This window comes from Streptomyces sp. DSM 40750 (assembly GCF_024612035.1).
GTDB lineage: Bacteria > Actinomycetota > Actinomycetes > Streptomycetales > Streptomycetaceae > Streptomyces.
The window spans coordinates 8046348-8067241 of record NZ_CP102513.1 but is presented as its reverse complement, the minus strand read 5'-3'; the positions used below and the strand labels follow the sequence as shown (position 1 = coordinate 8067241).

At 70.2% G+C, this 20894-nt stretch carries 19 protein-coding genes; 9 read left to right on the top strand and 10 right to left on the bottom strand.

Annotated elements, in window-relative coordinates; genetic code table 11:
- The first annotated feature begins 5 nt into the window (after positions 1–5).
- Both JIX55_RS35980 and JIX55_RS35975 read left to right on the top strand, forming a co-directional pair.
- Positions 6–1511 (top strand): complex I subunit 4 family protein, encoded by a 1506-nt coding sequence (locus JIX55_RS35980; protein ID WP_257569596.1) that lies wholly within the window; start codon positions 6–8, stop codon positions 1509–1511.
- The gene (locus tag JIX55_RS35975; RefSeq protein WP_257567398.1) at positions 1508–2911 is read left to right on the top strand and encodes an NADH-quinone oxidoreductase subunit N; all 1404 of its coding nucleotides are present in this window, start codon (positions 1508–1510) and stop codon (positions 2909–2911) included. The genes JIX55_RS35980 and JIX55_RS35975 overlap by 4 nt, the downstream gene beginning before the upstream one ends.
- A gap of 97 nt (positions 2912–3008) precedes the next feature.
- Here the strand turns inward: JIX55_RS35975 and JIX55_RS35970 are convergent, their stop codons facing one another.
- Positions 3009–4445 carry a gamma-aminobutyraldehyde dehydrogenase gene (locus tag JIX55_RS35970; RefSeq protein ID WP_257567397.1) on the bottom strand — a complete coding sequence of 479 codons (1437 nt, stop codon included), beginning with the start codon at positions 4443–4445 and terminating at the stop codon, positions 3009–3011.
- A gap of 179 nt (positions 4446–4624) precedes the next feature.
- Between JIX55_RS35970 and JIX55_RS35965 the strand changes: the two genes are divergently transcribed.
- The 7 genes from JIX55_RS35965 to JIX55_RS35935 all read left to right on the top strand — a co-directional run bounded on the left by JIX55_RS35965 (position 4625) and on the right by JIX55_RS35935 (position 11469).
- On the top strand, positions 4625–5164 hold the full coding sequence (locus JIX55_RS35965) for an Lrp/AsnC family transcriptional regulator (protein ID WP_257567396.1): 540 nt from the start codon (positions 4625–4627) through the stop codon (positions 5162–5164).
- A 19-nt stretch (positions 5165–5183) separates the two neighbouring features.
- Positions 5184–6548, top strand: a complete 1365-nt coding sequence (locus JIX55_RS35960) for an aspartate aminotransferase family protein (protein WP_257567395.1) — start codon at positions 5184–5186, stop codon at positions 6546–6548.
- Between the two features lie 191 nt (positions 6549–6739).
- Complete coding sequence (locus tag JIX55_RS35955; RefSeq protein ID WP_257567394.1) at positions 6740–7645, top strand: ABC transporter ATP-binding protein; 906 nt, start codon at positions 6740–6742, stop codon at positions 7643–7645.
- A complete protein-coding gene (locus JIX55_RS35950) occupies positions 7627–8913 on the top strand; it encodes a hypothetical protein (RefSeq protein WP_257567393.1) in 1287 nt (428 codons plus the stop codon). The genes JIX55_RS35955 and JIX55_RS35950 overlap by 19 nt, the downstream gene beginning before the upstream one ends.
- Before the next feature lie 98 nt (positions 8914–9011).
- Complete coding sequence (locus JIX55_RS35945) at positions 9012–9419, top strand: VOC family protein (RefSeq protein ID WP_257567392.1); 408 nt, start codon at positions 9012–9014, stop codon at positions 9417–9419.
- Positions 9420–9466: 47 nt separating this feature from the next.
- Positions 9467–10591: an LOG family protein gene (locus tag JIX55_RS35940; RefSeq protein ID WP_257567391.1), complete on the top strand. Its 1125-nt coding sequence runs from the start codon at positions 9467–9469 to the stop codon at positions 10589–10591.
- A gap of 194 nt (positions 10592–10785) precedes the next feature.
- The gene (locus JIX55_RS35935; protein WP_257567390.1) at positions 10786–11469 is read left to right on the top strand and encodes an LAETG motif-containing sortase-dependent surface protein; all 684 of its coding nucleotides are present in this window, start codon (positions 10786–10788) and stop codon (positions 11467–11469) included.
- Positions 11470–11587: 118 nt separating this feature from the next.
- Here the strand turns inward: JIX55_RS35935 and JIX55_RS35930 are convergent, their stop codons facing one another.
- The 9 genes from JIX55_RS35930 to pyrH form a co-directional block, all read right to left on the bottom strand.
- The gene (locus JIX55_RS35930; RefSeq protein WP_257567389.1) at positions 11588–12445 is read right to left on the bottom strand and encodes a maleylpyruvate isomerase family mycothiol-dependent enzyme; all 858 of its coding nucleotides are present in this window, start codon (positions 12443–12445) and stop codon (positions 11588–11590) included.
- 11 nt (positions 12446–12456) lie between these two features.
- Positions 12457–13491 (bottom strand): ABC transporter ATP-binding protein, encoded by a 1035-nt coding sequence (locus JIX55_RS35925; protein ID WP_257567388.1) that lies wholly within the window; start codon positions 13489–13491, stop codon positions 12457–12459.
- Entirely contained in the window at positions 13491–15188 is a 1698-nt protein-coding gene (locus JIX55_RS35920; protein WP_443046606.1) for an ABC transporter permease, read from the bottom strand. The genes JIX55_RS35925 and JIX55_RS35920 overlap by 1 nt, the downstream gene beginning before the upstream one ends.
- Entirely contained in the window at positions 15164–16240 is a 1077-nt protein-coding gene (locus JIX55_RS35915) for a thiamine ABC transporter substrate-binding protein (protein WP_257567386.1), read from the bottom strand. Before JIX55_RS35915 ends, JIX55_RS35920 begins: the two co-directional genes overlap by 25 nt.
- A gap of 263 nt (positions 16241–16503) precedes the next feature.
- Positions 16504–17610, bottom strand: coding sequence for a 23S rRNA (adenine(2503)-C(2))-methyltransferase RlmN (rlmN, locus tag JIX55_RS35910; protein ID WP_257567385.1), 1107 nt, complete (start codon positions 17608–17610; stop codon positions 16504–16506).
- A 91-nt stretch (positions 17611–17701) separates the two neighbouring features.
- Positions 17702–18151, bottom strand: a complete 450-nt coding sequence (locus JIX55_RS35905) for an SRPBCC family protein (RefSeq protein WP_257567384.1) — start codon at positions 18149–18151, stop codon at positions 17702–17704.
- Between the two features lie 150 nt (positions 18152–18301).
- The gene (locus JIX55_RS35900; RefSeq protein ID WP_257567383.1) at positions 18302–19420 is read right to left on the bottom strand and encodes a phosphatidate cytidylyltransferase; all 1119 of its coding nucleotides are present in this window, start codon (positions 19418–19420) and stop codon (positions 18302–18304) included.
- Complete coding sequence (gene frr, locus JIX55_RS35895; RefSeq protein ID WP_045561444.1) at positions 19420–19977, bottom strand: ribosome recycling factor; 558 nt, start codon at positions 19975–19977, stop codon at positions 19420–19422. The genes JIX55_RS35900 and frr overlap by 1 nt, the downstream gene beginning before the upstream one ends.
- A gap of 155 nt (positions 19978–20132) precedes the next feature.
- The gene (gene pyrH / locus JIX55_RS35890; RefSeq protein ID WP_257567382.1) at positions 20133–20891 is read right to left on the bottom strand and encodes a UMP kinase; all 759 of its coding nucleotides are present in this window, start codon (positions 20889–20891) and stop codon (positions 20133–20135) included.
- Positions 20892–20894: the final 3 nt, after the last annotated feature.

Genomic DNA, 20894 nt, shown 5'->3' with positions numbered 1-20894 from the left:
CCCGCTTGCTGTCCGCCCTCGTCTTCGCTCCCACGGCCGTCGCGCTGCTGCTGTTCGCCCTGCCCCGCCGTACGACACCACAGGTCTTCCGCGCCGTGTGGGTCGGCACGTCCGCGCTGGAACTCGCCCTGGTCATCGCGGTATGGGCCGGCTACGACGCCGACGGCGGCCTGCAGTACGAGCAGCGCACCCGGTGGATTCCGAGCGCGGGGGTCGGCTACCACGTCGGTGTCGACGGGCTGTCACTGCCGCTGCTCGCCCTCACCTGCCTGCTGTTCCTCGCCTGCGCGCTGTACTCACTGCGCGAGGATCGCCGCGTCCGCGAGTTCGCCGCGCTGTTCCTCTTCCTGCAGACCACCTGCCTCGGTCTGTTCGCGGCCCTGGACCTGATCCTCTTCTTCGTCTTCTTCGACCTGTCCATCGTGGCGATGTACTTCGTCATCGCCGGATGGGGCCACCAGCAGGCCGCCCGTGCCGCGCTGAAGTTCTTCCTCTACACCTTCATCGGTTCGCTCGCCCTGCTGCTCGGCTTCATCGGCCTGTACCTCGCCGCGTCTCCGCACACCTTCGACATGGTCGAGCTGACGGAGCAGAACCCCCTGGCCGGGCGCTCCGCCTACGCCGCCCTGGTGCTGCTGGCCGTGGTCGTCGGCCTGGCGGTGAAGACTCCGACGGTGCCGTTCCACACCTGGCTGCCACCGGCCCACGTCGAGGCGCCCGCCGCCGGATCCGCGATCCTGGCCGGGGTCCTGCTGAAGATGGGCACCTACGGTTTCGTCCGCATCGCCATGCCGATGCTCCCCGAGGCCTGGCGCCGCTACGCACTCGTCCTGGTCGTCGTCGGCGTCCTGTCCGTCCTCCACGGAGCCCTGGTCGCCCTCGCGCAGACCGACTTCAAACGGATGGTCGCCTACACCTCCGTCAACCACATGGGCTACATCGTCCTGGCCGTCGGCGCCGCCGCCGCGACAGCGGACAGCTCCGAACAGGCCCGCTCCCTCGCCGTCACGGGGGCGGTGACGCAGATGGTCAGCCACGGCCTGCTCACCGGCGCGCTGTTCCTGCTGGCAGGGGTGCTGTACGAGCGCGGGCGGACGTACGACATGGGCTCGTACTCCGGAGTCGCCGGGGCGGCGCCCGCGTTCGCCGCCATGACCGGCGTCGCGGCCTTCGCCTCGCTCGGCCTGCCGGGGTTCTCCGGTTTCATCGCCGAGTTCCAGATCTTCACCGGAAGCCTCGGGCCACAGCCCCTGGCCACGGCGCTCTCCGTGCTCGGCATCCTCCTCACGGCCGGGCTGTTCCTGCGCGCGCTGCGGCAGGTCTTCACCGGCCCGCTGCGCCTGCCCGACGCACCGGGCACGCCCCGCGCGTTCCCCGACATCCGCACACACGAGAGCCTCGCCGTCGTACCGCTCCTCGCCCTGGCCGTCGTCCTCGGCGTGGCCCCCCGCTTCCTGCTCGACGTCATCGAGCCCGCCTCCCGCTCCGTCCTGGAGCTGCTCGCCCGATGACCGAGATGAACGAGAACCCACTCGACCTCCTCCCCGAGGTACTGCTCGCCGCGTCCGCCGTACTGGGGCTGCTGCTCGGCTCCTGGCTGCCGCGCGTCCGGCAGTGGATCGTGGGTCTGCTGGCGGCCGTCGCGTGCGTGGCGGGGATCGTCGCCGCGTCGCCGGCCGCCGGGGAGCCCGCCACGACCGCCTTCGGCGAGGCCTTCACCGTCGACCCGGTCACGAACACGTCCCGGATCGTGATCCTCGGCGGCACGCTCCTCGTCCTCGGCGTCTCCTTCCGCCCGCTGAAAGGGGACGCCAGGGAGACGGAGTTCTACGTCCTGGTGCAGTTGGCGGCACTTGGCGCGCTGATGATGGCGGGCACGCAGGACCTCCTGCTGCTGGCCGCCGGGTACCTGCTGGCGAGCATCCCCGCCTACACCCTCGCCGGATTCCGCAAGGACGGGCCCGGCACCGAGGCGGCCCTCAAGTACTACGTGGTCGGCGCCCTGTTGGGCGTACTGATGCTGACCGGCATCACGGTCCTGTACGCGACCGGAGGCGGCACCGGGTACCCCATGCTCGGGGAAGCGTTCCGCGACGCGCCCGAGGCACTGGTCGCCACCGGCTCGATCGGGCTTCTGGCGGGCGTGCTGTTCAAGGCCGGAGGCGTGCCCGCCCACTTCTGGGTCCCGGACGCCGTGCAGGGCAGCAGCCCGCCGGTCGCGGCGCTCCTCACCACCATCCCGAAGATCGGCGCACTCGCCGCGCTCTTCCGCCTCGGCGACGTCGTCTTCGCCGACAGCACCCTGCCGTGGCCCGCGCTCGTCGCCGTACTCGCCGCCGCCTCCATGACCCTCGGCAACCTCGGCGCGTTCTTCCAGCAGGACGTCAAGCGACTGCTCGCCTACTCGACGATCAGCCAGGTCGGCTACCTCCTCATGCCGGTGGCCGTCGCCGGCCGCGCGGACCTCGCACAACAAGCGCTGCTGTACTACCTCGCGGCGTACGCCGTCACCAACCTCGGCGCCTTCGCCGTGGTCTGCGCCTTCCCCCACGCCCACACTCTGGAGGACTACCGGGGACTGGCCAAGGAGCGTCCGCTCCTCGCCGCGAGCCTGGTCATCTGCCTCCTGGGCCTCGTCGGCACCCCGCCCACCGCCGTCTTCCTCGGCAAACTCGAAGCCTTCAGCGCCGCGTTCGACGGCGGCTACGCCTGGCTCGCCGCCCTGGCCGCCGCCAACACCGTGGCGTCCCTCTTCTACTACCTGCGCTGGATCGTGCCCGCGGTCTCCAGAAGCGGCCCGTCGATGTCCGCCGCAGGGGACAGCGCGGCCCGCATGACCGCGTACACCGCCGCGGCGATCTCCCTCGGCCTCGGAATCGCCGGAGGACCCGTCCTGGACGCCCTCAGCTGATTTTCCGGCGCCACCGGGCACGCGGAACCGCGTTCTCAGGGGCGCGGGGGAACTGCGTGACCAGCCACGCACCGCCCCCGCAGCCGTCAACGACCCCTCAGTCCAACGACGTCATCACGTGCTTGATCCGCGTGTAGTCGTCGAACCCATAACCAGAAAGGTCCTTGCCGTACCCCGACTTCTTGAACCCGCCGTGCGGCATCTCCGCGACCAGCGGAATATGCGTGTTGATCCACACACACCCGAAGTCCAGCGCCTTGGACATCCGCATCGCCCGCGCGTGATCCTTCGTCCACACGGACGACGCGAGCGCGTACTCGACCCCGTTCGCCCAGCCGACCGCCTGGGCCTCGTCGGCGAACGACTGAACCGTGATGACCGGCCCGAAGACCTCCTTCTGGATGATCTCGTCGTCCTGCTTCAGCCCGGAGACGACGGTCGCCGCGTAGAAGTACCCCTTCTCGCCGACCTGGTGCCCACCGGCCTCGACCTTGGCATGGGCGGGCAGCCGCTCGATGAACCCGGCGACCTGCTTGAGCTGGTTGGGGTTGTTGAGCGGCCCGTACAGCACGTCCTCGTCGTCCGGCTGTCCGGTCTTCGTCTCGGCGGCAGCCTTGGCGAGCGCGGCCACGAAGTCGTCGTGGATGCCCTCCTGGACGAGGACGCGGGTCGCGGCCGTACAGTCCTGCCCGGCGTTGAAGAAGCCCGCCACGGAGATGTCCTCGACGGCCTTGGCGATGTCGGTGTCGGCGAAGACGACGACCGGCGCCTTGCCGCCCAGCTCCAGGTGGACCCGCTTGAGGTCCTTGGACGCGGACTCGGCGACGGACATGCCCGCGCGCACGGAACCCGTGATGGACGCCATGGCGGGGACCGGGTGCTCGACCATCAGACGCCCGGTGTCACGGTCGCCCGTGATCACGTTGAAGACGCCCTTCGGCAGGATCGCCCCGATGATCTCCGCGATGAGAACGGTCGACGCCGGAGTCGTGTCCGACGGCTTCAGTACGACCGTGTTGCCCGCGGCGATCGCCGGCGCGAACTTCCACACGGCCATCATCATCGGGTAGTTCCACGGCGCGACCTGGGCGCAGACGCCGACCGGCTCACGGCGGACGATCGAGGTCATCCCCTCCATGTACTCACCGGCCGACCGGCCCTCCAACATCCGCGCGGCGCCCGCGAAGAAACGGATCTGGTCCACCATCGGCGGGATCTCCTCGGACCGCGTGAGCCCGATCGGCTTGCCCGTGTTCTCCACCTCCGCCGCGATGAGCTCCTCGGCCCGCTCCTCGAAGGCGTCGGCGATCTTCAGCAGGGCCTTCTGGCGCTCGGCCGGGGTCGTGTCCCGCCAGGCCGGGAACGCGGCCTCGGCGGCGGCCATCGCCGCGTCGACATCGGCCTGGCCGGACAGGGGCGCGGTCGCGTAGGCCTCGCCGGTCGCGGGGTTGACCACCTCGGTGGTCCGTCCGTCGGCGGCGTCGCGGAATTCGCCGTCGATGTAATTGCGCAGACGACGCAGCTCGGTGCTCACTGCCGGCCCTCCAGGTGTGGGTGTCCAGGTGTGGGGTGTCCATTCCTTGAGACACCACCCTAATCCGCTGTCCCACGTTTTCAACACCCCCGACACGTCGGCAACTGCGAAATCCGCAAGCTACAAGGTCGCAAACAACGAATTTCATCGATTGCGCCTTGCGGAACTGTCGAGACGTCGTGCACAGTGAGGTCGTGGCCAGTCGAAGCGCAGACCAGAGAGACTCCAAGGAACCCAAGAGGGAGTCCAAGGAGTCCCGGAACGGCGGCACTCCTCAGTTGGACGCCGTGTCCCTCGCCATCGTCGAACAGCTCCAGGAGGACGGCCGCCGGCCGTACGCCGCGATCGGCAAGGCCGTGGGCCTGTCGGAGGCGGCCGTGCGCCAGCGCGTCCAGAAGCTGCTCGACCAGGGCGTGATGCAGATCGTCGCCGTCACCGACCCGCTCACCGTGGGCTTCCGGCGTCAGGCGATGCTCGGCATCAACGTCGACGGCGACCTGGATCCGGTGGCGGACGCGCTGACGGCCATGTCGGAGGTGGAGTACATCGTGATCACCGCGGGCTCCTTCGACCTGATGGTGGAGGTCGTCTGCGAGGACGACGACCACCTCCTGGAGGTCATCAACAAACGCATCCGGACCCTGCCCGGCGTGCGCTCCACCGAGAGCTTCGTCTACCTCAAGCTCAAGAAGCAGACCTACATGTGGGGAACCCGATAACCGTGAGGACGCGATACCCGTGAGCCCCAAGGACCTCAGCCAGACCGCGTACGACCACCTGTGGATGCACTTCACCCGCATGTCCTCGTACGAGAACTCCCCGGTCCCCACCATCGTCCGGGGTGAGGGCACCTACATCTACGACGACAAGGGCAAGCGGTACCTCGACGGTCTGGCGGGTCTGTTCGTGGTCCAGGCGGGCCACGGCCGCACCGAGCTGGCGGAGACCGCGTTCAAGCAGGCGCAGGAGCTGGCCTTCTTCCCGGTGTGGTCCTACGCCCACCCGAAGGCCGTCGAACTGGCGGAACGTATCGCCTCGTACGCGCCCGGCGATCTGAACAAGGTCTTCTTCACCACCGGCGGCGGCGAGGCGGTCGAGACGGCCTGGAAGCTCGCCAAGCAGTACTTCAAGCTCAAGGGCAAGCCGACCAAGTACAAGGTCATCTCGCGCGCGGTCGCCTACCACGGCACCCCGCAGGGCGCCCTGTCCATCACCGGCCTGCCGGCCCTGAAGGCGCCCTTCGAGCCCCTCGTCCCGGGTGCGTACAAGGTCCCGAACACCAACATCTACCGCACGCCGCTCTTCGGCGACGACCCGGAGGCCTTCGGCCGCTGGGCCGCCGACCAGATCGAGCAGCAGATCCTCTTCGAGGGCCCGGACACCGTGGCCGCGGTCTTCCTGGAGCCGGTGCAGAACGCCGGCGGCTGCTTCCCGCCGCCGCCCGGCTACTTCCAGCGGGTCCGCGAGATCTGCGACCAGTACGACGTGCTGCTCGTCTCGGACGAGGTCATCTGCGCCTTCGGCCGGCTGGGCACCATGTTCGCCTGCGACAAGTTCGGCTACGTCCCGGACATGATCACCTGCGCCAAGGGCATGACCTCGGGCTACTCCCCGATCGGCGCCTGCGTCGTCTCCGACCGCATAGCCGAGCCCTTCTACAAGGGCGACAACACCTTCCTGCACGGCTACACCTTCGGCGGCCACCCGGTCTCCGCGGCCGTCGGCCTCGCCAACCTCGACCTGTTCGAGCGCGAGGGCCTCAACCAGCACGTCCTCGACAACGAGGACGCGTTCCGGTCCACGCTGGAGAAGCTGTACGACCTGCCGATCGTCGGCGACGTCCGCGGCAACGGCTACTTCTACGGAATCGAGCTGGTCAAGGACAAGGCGACGAAGGAGAGCTTCGACGACGCCGAGACCGAGCGGATCCTCTACGGCTTCCTGTCGAAGAAGCTGTTCGAGAACGGCCTGTACTGCCGTGCCGACGACCGCGGCGACCCGGTCGTCCAGCTCGCCCCGCCGCTGATCTCCGACCAGTCGACCTTCGACGAGATCGAGCAGATCCTGCGCGCGACACTGACGGAGGCGTGGACCCTGCTGTAATCCCGCCCTCCGGCGTTTCAAACGGCCCGGGATGCGCCCGTACGAGTGAGATGGGTGCGCCCCGGGCCGCGTGCCTTCCGGCCCTGCCACCCCTCATGCCTAGCGTGCCTTGTAACCGATCGGCCCTGCCTTCGTTCCCCCGCACGGGGGACTCCCCACGGCAATCCTGATCCGAACCGAGGTGTACGCCCATGGTGGCCCCGCCGGACAACGACGTGCTCTGGGCACGTGGTCTGACCTACGCGCACGACGGCTCGCCCGCGCTCCAAGGAGTGTCGATGGGCGTCCGGGAGGGCGAGATCCTCGCCGTCACCGGCCCGCGCGGCAGCGGCAAGACCACGCTCCTGCGGTGTCTGTCGGGGCAGTTGGTGCCGGGGCGGGGCGAGGTGTGGTTCAACAGCCTTCCCGTGCACACCATGGGGCCGCTCGCCCGGGAGCGGCTGCGCCGCGACCGCTTCGGCTGGATCGACCCCGAGCCGGTCCTCGTCCCCGAGCTGAACGTCTGGGAGAACACCGCGCTGCCGCTGATGCTGCGCGGCACCGGCCGCCGGGCCGCCAAGACCGCCGCGCTGGAGTGGCTGGAACGCCTCGACATCCGCGACTCGGCCCGCAAGCGCCCGCACGCCCTCCTCCAGTCCGAGCGCCAGCGCGTGGTCGTCGCCCGCGCCCTGGTCGCCGCCCCCACCGTGCTCTTCGCGGACGAGCCGACCGCCCCGCTGCACCGCACCGAACACGCCCACGTCCTGCGCACCCTCACCTCGGCGGCCCGCTCGCACGACATCACGGTCGTCCTCGCCACGTACGACGCCGACACCGCGTCCCTCGCCGACCGGACGATGTCCCTGCTCGACGGCCGGTGCGTGAAGACCGTCCACCTGCCCTCGGCCGCCGAAGGGGACCGCCGGTCCACCGCCGAGGGCAAAGGCCGGCTCGCCGCCGCGGGGGAAAGCCGGCAGCCCGCCGAGCAGGGAGGTCACCCCGACGCCGAGAGGGGAGGCCGGGCCACCGCCGAGGGGGGAGGTGACCCCGCCGCCGAAGGGGAACGCCCGTCCGCCTCCGAGGGAGGAGGCCGGGCCGCGTGCTCGCTCTCCGCCTAGCCCGCCGGGCCCACCCCGTCGTCCAGCTCCGCCGTCTCCTGGTCACCGCGGCCACCGGCGGCACGGGCTTCCTGCTGCTCTGCGCCCTGGGGCACGCCATGGCCCACCCGCACGCCCCGGCCGGCTCGGTGCTCCGCCTGGCCTGGTGCGTCGCGCCCGCCACCACCACCGTGTACTTCGCGGTGACGGTGGCCCGCACCGACCCCGGCACCCGGCCACGCCCCGGCCTGTCCGCGATCGGCCTCGGCCCCGGCCGGCTGATGGCCGTCTCGGCGGTCACGACGGCCCTGTCCACCGCCCTCGGCTCGCTCCTCGCCCTGCTCTTCTTCCTCCATCTGCGCGGCGACCTCACGGGCATGCCCTTCGACGGCGCCGCCGCCGACATCCTCGCCGCCGGGCAGCCCCTGCCCCTGCCGGCCGCCCTCACCCTCCTCTCCCTGGTCCCGGCCGTCGCCTCCGTGACGACCGCGCTCGTCCTGCGCCCCAAGGGCACCGGGGCCCCACCGTCCGGGCTCCGGACGCGCTTCATGGCGTACGACACCTTCGACATCCGCCGACGGGCCGCGACACCGGCGGGCGCCACGAGGTACGAGGAGGAGCCGGACGAGGAGGCCGCCGCCCCGACCGGCCCGCGGGAACTGCCGGAACCGCCCGCTGCGCGCCCCGCCCCCGACGGCCTCCCCTGGGGCATCACCGTGCTCGCCGTCGGCCTCGCCATCGAGACGTACGCCGGACAGGCCGACCCCGGTACCGGCCTCACCCTCCCCGGCGGCTTCGCGGACAGCCCCGCCGGAGTGCTCGGCGGCTGGCTGCTCACCGCGCTCGGGCTGGTCCTCGCCGGGCCGGGGCTCACCTACCTCACCGGGCGCCTGCTCCAGGCCGTACGCCCCGGCGTGCTGCGGCTGCTCGCCGGGCGCGTGCTCCAGGAGGAGGCCCGGCGGATCGGGCGCCCGCTCGGGGTGGTGTGCGCGGTGGCCTCCGGCGCGTACGCCATGGTGACGCTGTCCTCCGGCACGCGCCCCACGGTCGGTCCCCTCACCCTGCTGGGCGCGCTCGTGGTGGCCGGCTGCGCCGTGCTCACCCTCGCGACGGCCGCCGTCGAGGCCCGGCGGGCGCACGCGGACACCACGGCCGCGCTGCTGCGGCTGGGGGCGCCCGGCACGCTGCCCCGGCAGGCGGCCCTGCTCCGCGCGGGCGCCCTGCTCGCCTTGTTCGGCCCGCTGACCTGGACGGTCGCCCAGCTGGCGGCGCTCCCGCTGGCCGCCTGAAAACTCGTACGAAAAAAATCCGTACCGAGCGATGAGTTCGTCGCCGCGCCCCGGTCTATCCAACTGAACGGACCGACACCGACGGGAGAGACCTCGCCATGTACCAGCAGATGATCTTTGTGAACCTGCCCGTGAACGACCTCGACGCCTCGAAGAAGTTCTTCACGGAGCTCGGGTACTCGCTCAACCCCCAGTTCAGCGACGAGAACGCGGCCTCCGTCGTGATCAGCGACACCATCGTGGCGATGCTGCTCACCAAGCCGTTCTACGCGTCCTTCACCAAGAAGGAGATCGCGGACGCCACGACGACCAGCGAGGTGCTGCTCTGTCTGAGCGCGGAGAGCCGCGCGAAGGTCGACGAGCTGGTCGAGAAGGCGGTCGCCGCCGGTGGCACCGCGTCGGAGAAGGTCCAGGAGATGGACTTCATGTACGGCCGCGCCTTCGACGACCTCGACGGCCACACCTGGGAGGTCGTGTGGATGGACCCGGCCGCGATGCAGGGCTGAACACCCGCCGCACCAACCGCCGTACGGGCTCTGCCTAGCATGGGCGGGTGCAGACGATGCCCGCCCATGCGGCCCACCACGACGACCACGAGATCGAGACGATCGAGGAGTTCGACGCGACCGTCTCGGCGCGCGGCACACTGTCCGGATTCCGGGTGCAGGCAGTAGACCTGACGGACCGGACGCGCGAACTGCTCACCACCGGTGCCGCGGGAGCCGTCTTCCTCGGCTGCGCGATGCGCGAGGAGGCGGCGGCGAAGATCCGCGCGGACGGCGCCCTGGTCTTCCCGCCCGTCCCCGGCCTGCCCTTCGATCCGTACCGAGGCCTGGTCTACTCCCCCGACGAGCTCTTCGCCTCCCTGTCGGAGGGCGGTTACGAGGCGACGCCCGACGCCCTCTCCTACGCCTGGTTCCAGCGGACCAAGGCCGACCGGGACGTCTACGCGTCCATGTTGCGCGCCGTCCACGACGACTCCGTCTCGGACGCCCTCGACGAACTCCTCGCCGGCGCCCGGGTGGTGGGCGTGATGGGCGGCCACGCGATGGCGCGCGGCACCGACGCGTACGCGGGCGCGGCCCGCCTCGGCCGTACCCTGGCCCGCTCGGGGCTCACGGTCGCCACCGGCGGCGGTCCGGGCGCGATGGAGGCGGCGAACCTGGGCGCCTACGCGGCCCCGTACGACGACGCGATGCTCACCGAGTCTCTTCAACTCCTCGCGAAAGCACCGAAGTTCATACCCTCGATCACCGACTGGGCGGCCGCCGCCTTCGACGTGCGCACCCGCTGGCCCAAGGGCGGCACCTCCGTGGGCATCCCCACCTGGTTCTACGGCCACGAGCCGCCGAACCCGTTCGCCTCGCACATCGCCAAGTACTTCGCCAACGCCACCCGCGAGGACGGCCTCCTCGCCCGCTCCAACACAGGCATCGTCTTCCTGCCGGGCGCGGCCGGAACCGTCCAGGAGATCTTCGACAACGCGACCCCCAACTACTACGAGTCGCGCGGCGAACCGACCCCCATGGTCCTCGTCGACCGCGCCCACTGGACGGAGAGACTGCCGACCTGGCCACTGCTCCAGTCGCTCGCGCGGGGACGTTCGATGGAGAGCCGGATCGCCCTCGTGGACCGTATCGAGGAGGCCCCGGAGGCCTTGGAGCGCCTCGGGAGGTGAGTGCCGCGCGCTTTTCCTGAGCGTGTGTCAGACCTCAGACGGTTAATCTGTGGGCAAAGCCAACTGGCCAAACACTTCTTCGGATTGACAGTACTTATGGCGCGCTTATAAACCTGTGAGGCACATGGGGAAGCCGCCCCTTCGGCGGCGCACTCCGTCACCCCCCGCCCATGTGCCTCCCGTGAAGGGCAAACGTGTCCATTTCCCCCCGTATAGCGCGAACAGTGCGTTGTCTCGGTGTTGCATCCGCGTCCGCCGCGCTCGTGCTCGGTGTCACGGGCAACGCCCTGGCCTGCGACATCAAGGACTTCTCCGCCGTCGCCGAGTGCGACGGCGACAAGGGCGTCATCCGCGTGACCGACGTCGACCCACTGGGCGTCAAGGCGGAAGTCACCGTCTACCTGGAGAACAACGGGGCCGACCTACGGAAGGTCGGCACCCGGGTCATCGAGAACTCCACCGCCGAAGGTGTCACCGTCACCTTCGAGGAGGACTGGAAGGCGAACGCCGAGTACCGCATCCACGTCACGGCGGAAAAGTACGTCGACGAGGACCTGCCGATCCTCGTCGCGCCCGCCGAGAGGTGCAAGAAGGCCGACACCCCGCCGGCCGCCTCGAAGAGCCCGGAGGAGCCTGCCGAGGACGAGCCCTCCGAGGTCACCAAGACCCCGAGCACCTCGGAGTCGAAGAACTCCGCTCCCGTGACCACCGGGGACGAGGACAACAACATCCCGTCACCCGAAGGCGACTCCAACCTCGCCGAGACCGGTAGCGACTCCAACACCGGCACCGTAGCCGGCATCGCGGCGGCCCTGGTCGCCCTCGGCGCCGGTGCCGTGTACTACAGCATGCGGCGGCGTGGGGCCTCCACACGCTGATCGCTGTCGCTCAGGGCTGTGGCCCGTACGTCTCCGCGGAGGGGTACGGGCCACAGACTTGTCCTACGGGCTACGGCTACGGGGCTAGGGGCTCGCTCGGCGCTCGGAGGCCCCGCGCTCATCCGAACGTCGCCCGCTCCAGCCAGAAGTCCAGCAGCTCCCGGTCCCCCAGGACCTCCAACTGCCCGCCGTCCGGCGGAAGTCGGCGGTAGAAGGCGAGCAGCACCTCGGTGAGCGGGCCGCGCAGCGCGACCGTCGCCTCTTCGTGGCCCCGGCGCCAGCGCACGCCGTCCTCGGTCAGCTCGATCACCCTCCCCCACCCTCCGGGCGAGGGGACCCCCGTCTCGCTTCGCTCGGCGTTCACGTCGGGGGAGGTGTCCGTGGCGTGGAGGTGGATGCTGCGCCCCGGTCCGCGCAGTTCGACCGCCGCGTCGTGCGGCATGGTCCGCTGCACGAACTCGACGATCTCCAGCCACTCGTCGATCGCGTCGGCGGCGATCTCCGGGGCGACCTCGACCGGCCGTCCGACGGTGAGCGCCGCGTCGGCACCGTGGATGACCTGCTCATGGGCCATCCGGCGGGCCCAGAACCCCGCGCTGTGCTCCCAGCCCCACGACCACACCGGCGCCTCGGGCCCCGCCTCGCGCAGCGTGGCGACGATCATCTCGCCGGTCTCCGCGAGCCACGCGTCCAGCGCGGCCGGGTCCCCCGGTTTCTCGGGGCCCTCGTAGAGCGGGACGTCCGGCTCGGGCACCTCTTCCTTCGACCGGGTCCGTACGTTCAGTTCGACCCAGCGCAGAGCGCCGCCGGTGTGCCGCAGAAGCTGTTCCAGTGACCAGTCGGGGCAGGTCGGCACGGTCGCCGACAGATCGGCGCCGGAGGTCACGATGTCCCTCAACCGCCGTACCTGGAGCTCGATCTCGGCGCAGTAGCGGTCATGACGGGCCTGCGGTTCTTGCGCACGTATCGATGACATGATGCCGCACCTTATGCGGCCGGACCGGCCCCCAGCACGACGATTTCGGCCGCGTCGAAGCTCACGCCCACCTCGCCCCCGGGCTCCGGCGCGTCCCGCAGCGCGCACGCCGCCTCCAGGCGCGGGGCGCCCCCGGGCTGGAGGTGCACGGCGACATGGGTGCCCCGGAAGGTGCGCGCGGCCACGGTGCAGCGCAGCCCGTCGGCCACGTCCACCAGACGCACTCCGGCGGGCCGGACGAGGAGCGCGCACGCGCCCTGCGGCGAGCCCTCCGGAACCGGCACCTTTCCCCACGCCGTGTCCGCGACGGCCCCGGTCACCGTCGCCTCGACCACGTTGTCGAAGCCGAGGAAGCGGGCCACGAACTCGTCCACCGGCCGCTGCCACACATCGAGGGGCGTGCCGGACTGGGCGATCCGCCCGTCCCGCATCACCACGACCCGGTCGGCCAGCGCGAACGCCTCGCCCTGATCGTGCGTGACCGCCAGCACGGTCGTCCCCAACTCCCCGAACAGCTCCCGGAGTTCGACCACGAGCCGCTCCCGCAGCGACCGGTCGAGCTGGCCGAGGGGCTCGTCCAGCATGAGCAGCCGGGGGCGCGGGGCGAGGGCCCGGGCCAGCGCGACCCGCTGCTGCTCACCGCCGGACAACTCCCCGACCCGGCGGCGCGCGGCCCCGGGCAACCCGACCAGCTCCAGCAACTCCCGTACTCGTACGGCCCGTTCGTCCTTCGCCGCGCCGTGCATACGCGGTCCGAAGGCGACGTTGCCGGCCACGTCCCGCTGCGGGAAAAGCTGGTGGTCCTGGAACATCAGGCCGACACCGCGCTTGTGCGCGGGCACGCCCGACTGGTCCCGCCCGTCGAGCAACACCCGCCCGCTGTCGAGGGGTTGGAGTCCGGCGACCACCCGCAGCAGCGTCGACTTGCCGCTGCCGCTGGGCCCCAGCACACACACGATCTCGTGCTCGGCGACCTCCAGCCCGACCGCGTCGAGCACGGGCGGCCCGTCGAACCGTACGGTCGCGTCCTCAAGCCTGAGCAACATCAGAACTCCCCCGTGCGATCGGTACGGAGGCGTTCCAGCACCAGCAGGGCCACCGCGCACACCACCATCAGAATCGTCGAAAGGGCCATCGCCTGGCCGTAGTTGAGGTCTCCGGGCCGCCCGAGCAGCCGTGCCACGGCGACCGGCAGTGTCGGGTTGTCGGCGCGCGCGATGAACACCGTCGCCCCGAACTCGCCGAGCGACACGGCGAAGGCGAACCCGGCCGCGACCAGCAGCGCCCGCCGCACCATCGGCAGGTCGACCTCCCGCCACACGCGCCAGGGCGACGCCCCGAGCACGGCCGCCGCCTCCCGCAGCCGCTCGTCCACCGCCCGGAGCACGGGCAGCATGGTCCGTACGACGAAGGGGACGCCGACCAGCGCCTGGGCGAGCGGCACCAGGATCCAGGACGACCGCAGGTCCAGCGGCGGCTCGTCCAGCGCGATCAGGAACCCGAAGCCGACGGTCACCGCGGACACCCCGAGCGGCAGCATCAGCAGCGCGTCGAAGCCACGGACGAGACGGCCGGCCCGCCGGGTGAGCGCGGCCGCGGCGAGGCCGCCGATCACCAGGGCGATGACGGTCGCCGCCAGCGCGTACCCGAGCGAGTTGCCGACCGCCTCGATCGGCGCCACCAGGAAGATCCCGCTGTCATCGCTGGTCAGCGCCTTGTAATAGCCGAACCCGGGCGCGTCGAGCGACCGCTCCACCAGCACGCCCAGCGGCAGCAGGATCAGTACGACGACGGTGACGAGGACCGCGCCCAGCAGCGCCCACTGTCCCGCACCGCGCGGCCGCCGGGCCGTGAGCGACGCGTCCACCAGCCGCAGCGCGGTCTCCCGCCGCCGTACGGTCCACGCGTGCACAGCGAGGATCAGACCGACGGCGACGAACTGCACGAGCGTCAGCACCGCGGCCGTCGGCAGGTCGAAGATCTCCGAGGTCTGCCGGTAGATCTCCACTTCGAGTGTCGAGAAGGTCGGCCCGCCGAGGATCTGCACCACCCCGAACGAGGTGAAGGTGAAGAGAAAGACCATCAACGCGGCGGCGGCCACGGCGGGCGCGAGCGCCGGAAGCGTGACCTTCCGCCAGGCCGCGAGGGGCGATGCCCCGAGCATCCGCGCGGCCTCCTCCTGCCTCGGGTCGAGCTGCGCCCAGAGCCCGCCGACGGTCCGTACGACGACCGCGTAGTTGAAGAACACATGCGCGAGCAGAATCGCCCACACCGTGGTGTCCAGCCGTACGCCCCACAGCTCGTCGAACAGCCCGCCGCGCCCGACCAGCGCAAGGAACGCCGTGCCGACGACCACGGTCGGCAGCACGAACGGCACCGTGACGACCGCCCGCAGGATGTCCTTGCCCCTGAAGTCGAAGCGCGCGAACACATACGCGCCGGGGAGCGCGATCAGCAGCGTGAGCGCGGTAGAGACGAGCGCCTGCCAGGTGGTGAACCACAGCACGTGCCGGATCCCGGAGTCCCCCAGCACCTCCCCGATCCGCCCGAGGTCCCAGGTCCCGTCGGCCTTCAGCCCCCGGACGACGATCGCGGCGACGGGATGGGCGAAGAACACCCCGAAGAACGCGACGGGCAGCACCATGAGCCCGAGCCGCGCCGCGCTCCCCGTACGGGCCCGTCGCCGAGGGGCCTTCGCCGGCCCGGAGGGGGCCTTCGCTACTTCAGTACGAGCGAGGTCCACGACTTGACCCACTGGTCACGGTTCTCGGCGATCTTCTCCGGCGCCATGATCTCGGGGTCCTTCGCCGCCGGCCCGTACTCGGTGAACTCGGCGGGCACGGCCGCCCCCTCGACCACCGGGTACACGAACATGTTGAGCGGCATGTCCTCCTGGAACTTCTTCGAGATCAGGAAGTCGATCAGCGCCTTGCCGCCCTCGGCGTTGCTCGCGTTGCTCAGCAGCCCCGCGAACTCGATCTGCCGGAAGCAGGTGCCGTCCGCGACCCCGGTGGGCGCGGTCTCCGGGCGGGGGTCCGCGTAGACGACCTCGGCGGGCGGCGAGGAGGCGTACGACACGACGAGCGGCCGGTCGCCACCGGCCTTCTTGCCGTCGGTGGACCCGGAGAACTCCTGGTAGTACGCCTGCTCCCAGCCGTCGACGACCTTCACGCCATTGGCCTTGAGCTTCTCCCAGTAGCCCTTCCATCCGTCGTCGCCGTACTTCGCGGCCGTACCGAGGACGAATCCGAGCCCCGGTGAGGAGGTGGAGGCGTTCTCCGTGACCAGGAGGTCCTTGTACTCGGGCTTGACGAGATCATCGAACGACTGAGGCGGCTCGATCTTGTTCTTGCTGAAGTACGCCTTGTCGTAGTTGACGCAGATGTCACCGGAGTCGATGGGCGTGACCCGGTGCTCGTCCTTGTCGAGCTGGTACTCGGCGCCGACCTTGTCGAGCCCCTTCGCCTCGTACGGCTGGAAGAGGCCGTTGTCGAGCGCGCGGGACAACAGCGTGTTGTCGACGCCGAAGAACACGTCGCCCTGCGGGTTGTCCTTGGTCAGGATCGCCTGGTTGACGGCCTGCCCCGCGTCCCCGCTCTTGAGGACCTTGACCTTGAACCCGGACTCCTTCTCGAACGCCTTCAGCACGTCCTTGGAGTAGGCGAAGGAGCCATGGCTGACGAGGGTGACGGTCTTGGAACCACCCGACCCGGTGTCGTCGGACGACGAACCGCATGCGGACAGCGTGACGAGCCCGAGGCCGACGGCCGCGGCGACGAACGTTCTGATGTGCACGGAATTCCTCCTGGGATGACCAGGAAGAGACGCGGCCCTGCCCGGGATCCACGGAGGGTTCCCGGGCAGGGCGCAACAGCTTGAGTGATGACCGAACTTCCTACCCAGAATGACCTGGGCGAGGTTCAGAGGGTCTGCGGCCCGCTTGCCGCACTCTCAGCGCTGTGGCGCTCCCCTGTCGGAATATGAAGATGTGTACGGAGGTCAGAGTACCCCGTGGCCGGATTCCGACTCCTGGCCGGTGGCCGCGAGTATTCCTCGGTCTACCTCTCGGTGGCCGCCAGCTGCCCGCACGCCCCGTCGATCTCCTGCCCCCGGGTGTCCCGGACGGTCACCGGCACCCCATGGGCGGCGATGGCCTCGGCGAACGCCTTCTCGTCCTCGGGCCGGGAGGCCGTCCACTTCGAGCCCGGCGTCGGGTTCAGCGGAATCAGATTCACATGCACCGGCCTGCCCTTGAGCAGCCGGCCCAGCCGGTCACCGCGCCACGCCTGGTCGTTGATGTCCCGGATCAGCGCGTACTCGATGGACAGCCGCCGCCCGGACTTGGCCGCGTACTCCCATCCGGCGTCCAGCACCTCGCGCACGTTCCACCGTGTGTTCACCGGCACGAGCGTGTCGCGCAGCTCGTCGTCGGGCGCGTGCAGCGAGATCGCGAGCCGGCACTTGAAGCCCTCGTCCGAGAACCGGTGGATGGCCGGCACGAGCCCTACCGTCGACACGGTGATCCCGCGCTGCGAGAGCCCGAGCCCGTCCGGCTCCGGATCGGTGAGGCGGCGAATGGCGCCCACGACCCGGTTGTAGTTGGCGAGCGGCTCGCCCATCCCCATGAAGACGATGTTGGAGAGCCGCGCGGGCCCACCAGGGATCTCGCCGTCCCTGAGCGCCCGCATCCCGTCGACAATCTGATGGACGATCTCGGCGGTGGACAGATTCCGGTCGAGCCCGGCCTGCCCGGTGGCGCAGAAGGGACAGTTCATCCCGCACCCGGCCTGCGAACTGATGCACATGGTGACCCGGTCCGGGTACCGCATCAGCACCGACTCGACGAGCGTCCCGTCGAACAGCCGCCACAGCGTCTTGCGCGTGGTCTCCTGGTCGGTCGACAGATGCCGTACGACCGTCATCAGCTCCGGAAGCAGCGCCTCCTGAAGCTTCGCGCGCGCACCCGCGGGGATGTCGGTCCACTGCTCCGGGGCGTGCGCGTACCGCGCGAAGTAGTGCTGCGAGAGCTGCTTGGCACGAAACGGCTTCTCACCGATCGCGGCAACAGCTTCCTTACGCTCCGCAGGCGTGAGATCGGCAAGATGCCGCGGCGGCTTCTTGGCTCCGCGGGGGGCGACGAAAGTAAGTTCTCCGGGTGCAGGCATAACCCTCCCAGTGTCGCAGATCATTTGAGGTGTACCTGCGGCCATGGGCCGGGGCCCCCGCCCGGGCCGTGCGTCGGCGCCCGTCGCGGCGCTAGGCGGAGCTGTGCTCCAGGTTGTCCTTGAGGTGTTGTTCGTTGCGAGGCAGTTCCTTGCGGATCTGGGGGCGGACGACGAGGGGGACGAGGACCTTGCCGATGCCCTTGCCGTCGAAGCCGACCTCGACGGTCACACGGGAGCGGCGGCCGCCGTCGAGCGGGATGATCTCGCCGTGCACATGGCCGCGGACGGGGCCGTCGACGCCCTGCATGCCCCAGACGCGCGGCGGCTCGTACTCGGTGAGTTCCATGGTCATGGGGATGTCCCGGCGGCCGATGTGCCGGGTGACGCGCAGCCGGGAGCCGACACCCACGGGCCCGGCGTCGAGCTGCTGCGTCGAGACCGCGCTCTCCTGCCATTCCGGCAGGTGGGAGAAGTCGCTGATGTATGCCCAGACGTCCTCCGGGCGGCGGTCGATGTCGATCGATTCACGGAAGTCGGACATGAAGCCCGCCCCCTTCCAGAGCGATCCCCCCTGTGCGGACCCTCACGAGAATCGTCCCACTCGACCGCCCCGGGAGCCATGGCAAGGGGCCCCCGCCCTGGTGATCCAGAACGGAGGCCCACATGACGTCATGTGCTCGGCGCCGACCGGTCAGCCGGAGCCCACGAACAGCACCAGCAGCAGCCAGACCACCGGAGCGGTCGGCAGCAGCGAGTCCAGGCGGTCCATGATGCCGCCGTGGCCCGGCAGCAGCGTGCCCATGTCCTTGATGCCGAGGTCCCGCTTGATCATGGACTCGCCGAGGTCGCCGAGCGTGGCGCTGGCCGCGACGGCGAAGCCGAGGAGCAGACCCTGCCACCAGGCACCGTCGTCGATGACGAACTGCATGAGCAGCGCGCCCGCGACCATGGCGAACGCGACCGCGCCGAGCAGGCCCTCGCGGGTCTTTCCGGGGCTGATACGCGGGGCGAGCTTGTGCGTGCCGAAGCGCCAGCCGACGGCGTACGCGCCCGTGTCGCTGACGACGGTCAGCACCAGGAACACGAGGACCCGCTGCGGCCCGTCGTCGGCGGCGAGCATCAGCGCGACGAACGTGGCCAGGAACGGCACGTAGAAGGCCGCGAAGACCCCCGCCGTGACGTCCTTGAGGTAGTTCTCCGGCGGCTCCGTCATCCGCCAGACCAGGACGGCGAGCGCGGTGAGCGCCATGGCCACCCAGGCACCCTCCGGCCCGCGTACGTACCCGGCGACGACCATGGCGGCCCCCCCGACCGCGAGCGGCACGAGGGGTGCCTTGATGCCCTTGCGTTCCTGCAGCCGCGAGGTGAGCTCCCACAGCCCGACCACCACGGCGACCGCTATCACACCGACGAAGACGGCCTTGACGATGAACAGCGACGCGACGATGACCGCGCCGAGCCCGACGCCGACCCCTATCGCGGCGCTCAGGTCACGGCCCGCGCTCTTCTTCTGCGGGGCGGGCTGCGGGGCGTCGGGCATGGGCTCCGGCTTCTGCGGCGCCTCCCCGTAGGGGTGCGCCGACGGCGTCTCGTCACGGAACAGGGGGCCGGCCGGTCGAGCGGCCCCCCGGTCGTGGTCCTGGTTCCCGCCATGCGCGGGTACGTCGGGCACGATGGGCATGGGGCGAGTCTGCTGGGCCTCATGTGCATCGTACGTGGGACCCGCCGGGGCTTGCCCCTGGACAGGTCCCCGGTCGGTCGGCGCCCAGTACCCGGCTTGTGGCGGCGCCCCCCAGGAAGAGTCGTTCATCAGACCTCGAGGAGCTCCGCTTCCTTGTGCTTGAGCAGCTCGTCCACCTGGGCGACGTACTTCGCGGTGGTGTCGTCGAGCTCCTTCTCCGCACGGCGGCCCTCGTCCTCGCCGACCTCGCCGTCCTTGACGAGCTTGTCGATCGCGTCCTTGGCCTTGCGGCGGACCGAGCGGATGGACACCTTGGAGTCCTCCGCCTTGCTCTTGGCGACCTTGATGTAGTCGCGGCGGCGCTCCTCGGTGAGCTCGGGGAACACCACCCGGATGATGTTGCCGTCGTTGCTCGGGTTGACGCCCAGGTCGGAGTCGCGGATCGCCTGCTCGATGTTGCGCAGGGCGGTCTTGTCGAACGGGGTCACCACGGCCATGCGCGGTTCCGGCACCGAGAACGAAGCCAGCTGGTTGATCGGCGTCAGCGCACCGTAGTAGTCGGCCACGATCTTGTTGAACATCGCCGGGTGCGCACGACCGGTGCGGATCGCGGCGAAGTCGTCCTTGGCGACCACGACGGCCTTCTCCATCTTCTCCTCGGCCTCGAGGAGGGTCTCTTCGATCACCACTTGCTCCTGCGTGTCTTGAGTAGGCCCGGCAGCTGTACTTGGTCAGGTCGGCGGCCGGCTGCGTCGCGTCTTATTCCTGCACGGTTCCCGACCGGCAGGACATTGTCCATCCCCCGGTCAGGCTCCGTCCCCCGGGCAGGGGAAGGACCCGGTCAGGCCCGGCTTCCCTGATCACCCACGAGAGTGCCGATCTTCTCACCCTTGACGGCCCGCGCGATATTGCCCTCCTTGAGAAGCTCGAACACGAGGATCGGAAGCTTGTTGTCGCGGCAGAGCGTGATCGCGGTGGCGTCGGCGACCTTGAGCTCGCGGGTGATGACCTCGCCGTAGCCGAGGGAGTCGAACCTGACGGCGTCCGGGTTGGTCTTCGGGTCGGAGTCGTAGACCCCGTCCACGCCGTTCTTGCCCATCAGCAGTGCCTCGGCGTCGATCTCCAGGGCCCGCTGGGCGGCGGTGGTGTCGGTGGAGAAGTACGGCATGCCCATACCGGCGCCGAAGATGACCACGCGGCCCTTCTCCAGGTGGCGCACGGCGCGCAGCGGGATGTAGGGCTCGGCGACCTGGCCCATGGTGATGGCGGTCTGGACCCGGCTGTCGATGCCCTCCTTCTCCAGGAAGTCCTGGAGGGCGAGGCAGTTCATGACCGTGCCGAGCATGCCCATGTAGTCCGAACGGGCCCGGTCCATGCCGCGCTGCTGGAGTTCGGCGCCGCGGAAGAAGTTGCCGCCGCCGATGACGACCGCGATCTCCGCTCCGTCGCGTACGACGGCCGCGATCTCCCGGGCGATGGCATGCACCACGTCGGGGTCGACGCCGATGGCACCGCCCCCGGAGAACGCCTCTCCGGACAGCTTCAGCAGATACCGGCCGCGTACTTTGCCGTCGTCGCTCTTCTCGGGCTTGGTGCTCATGGA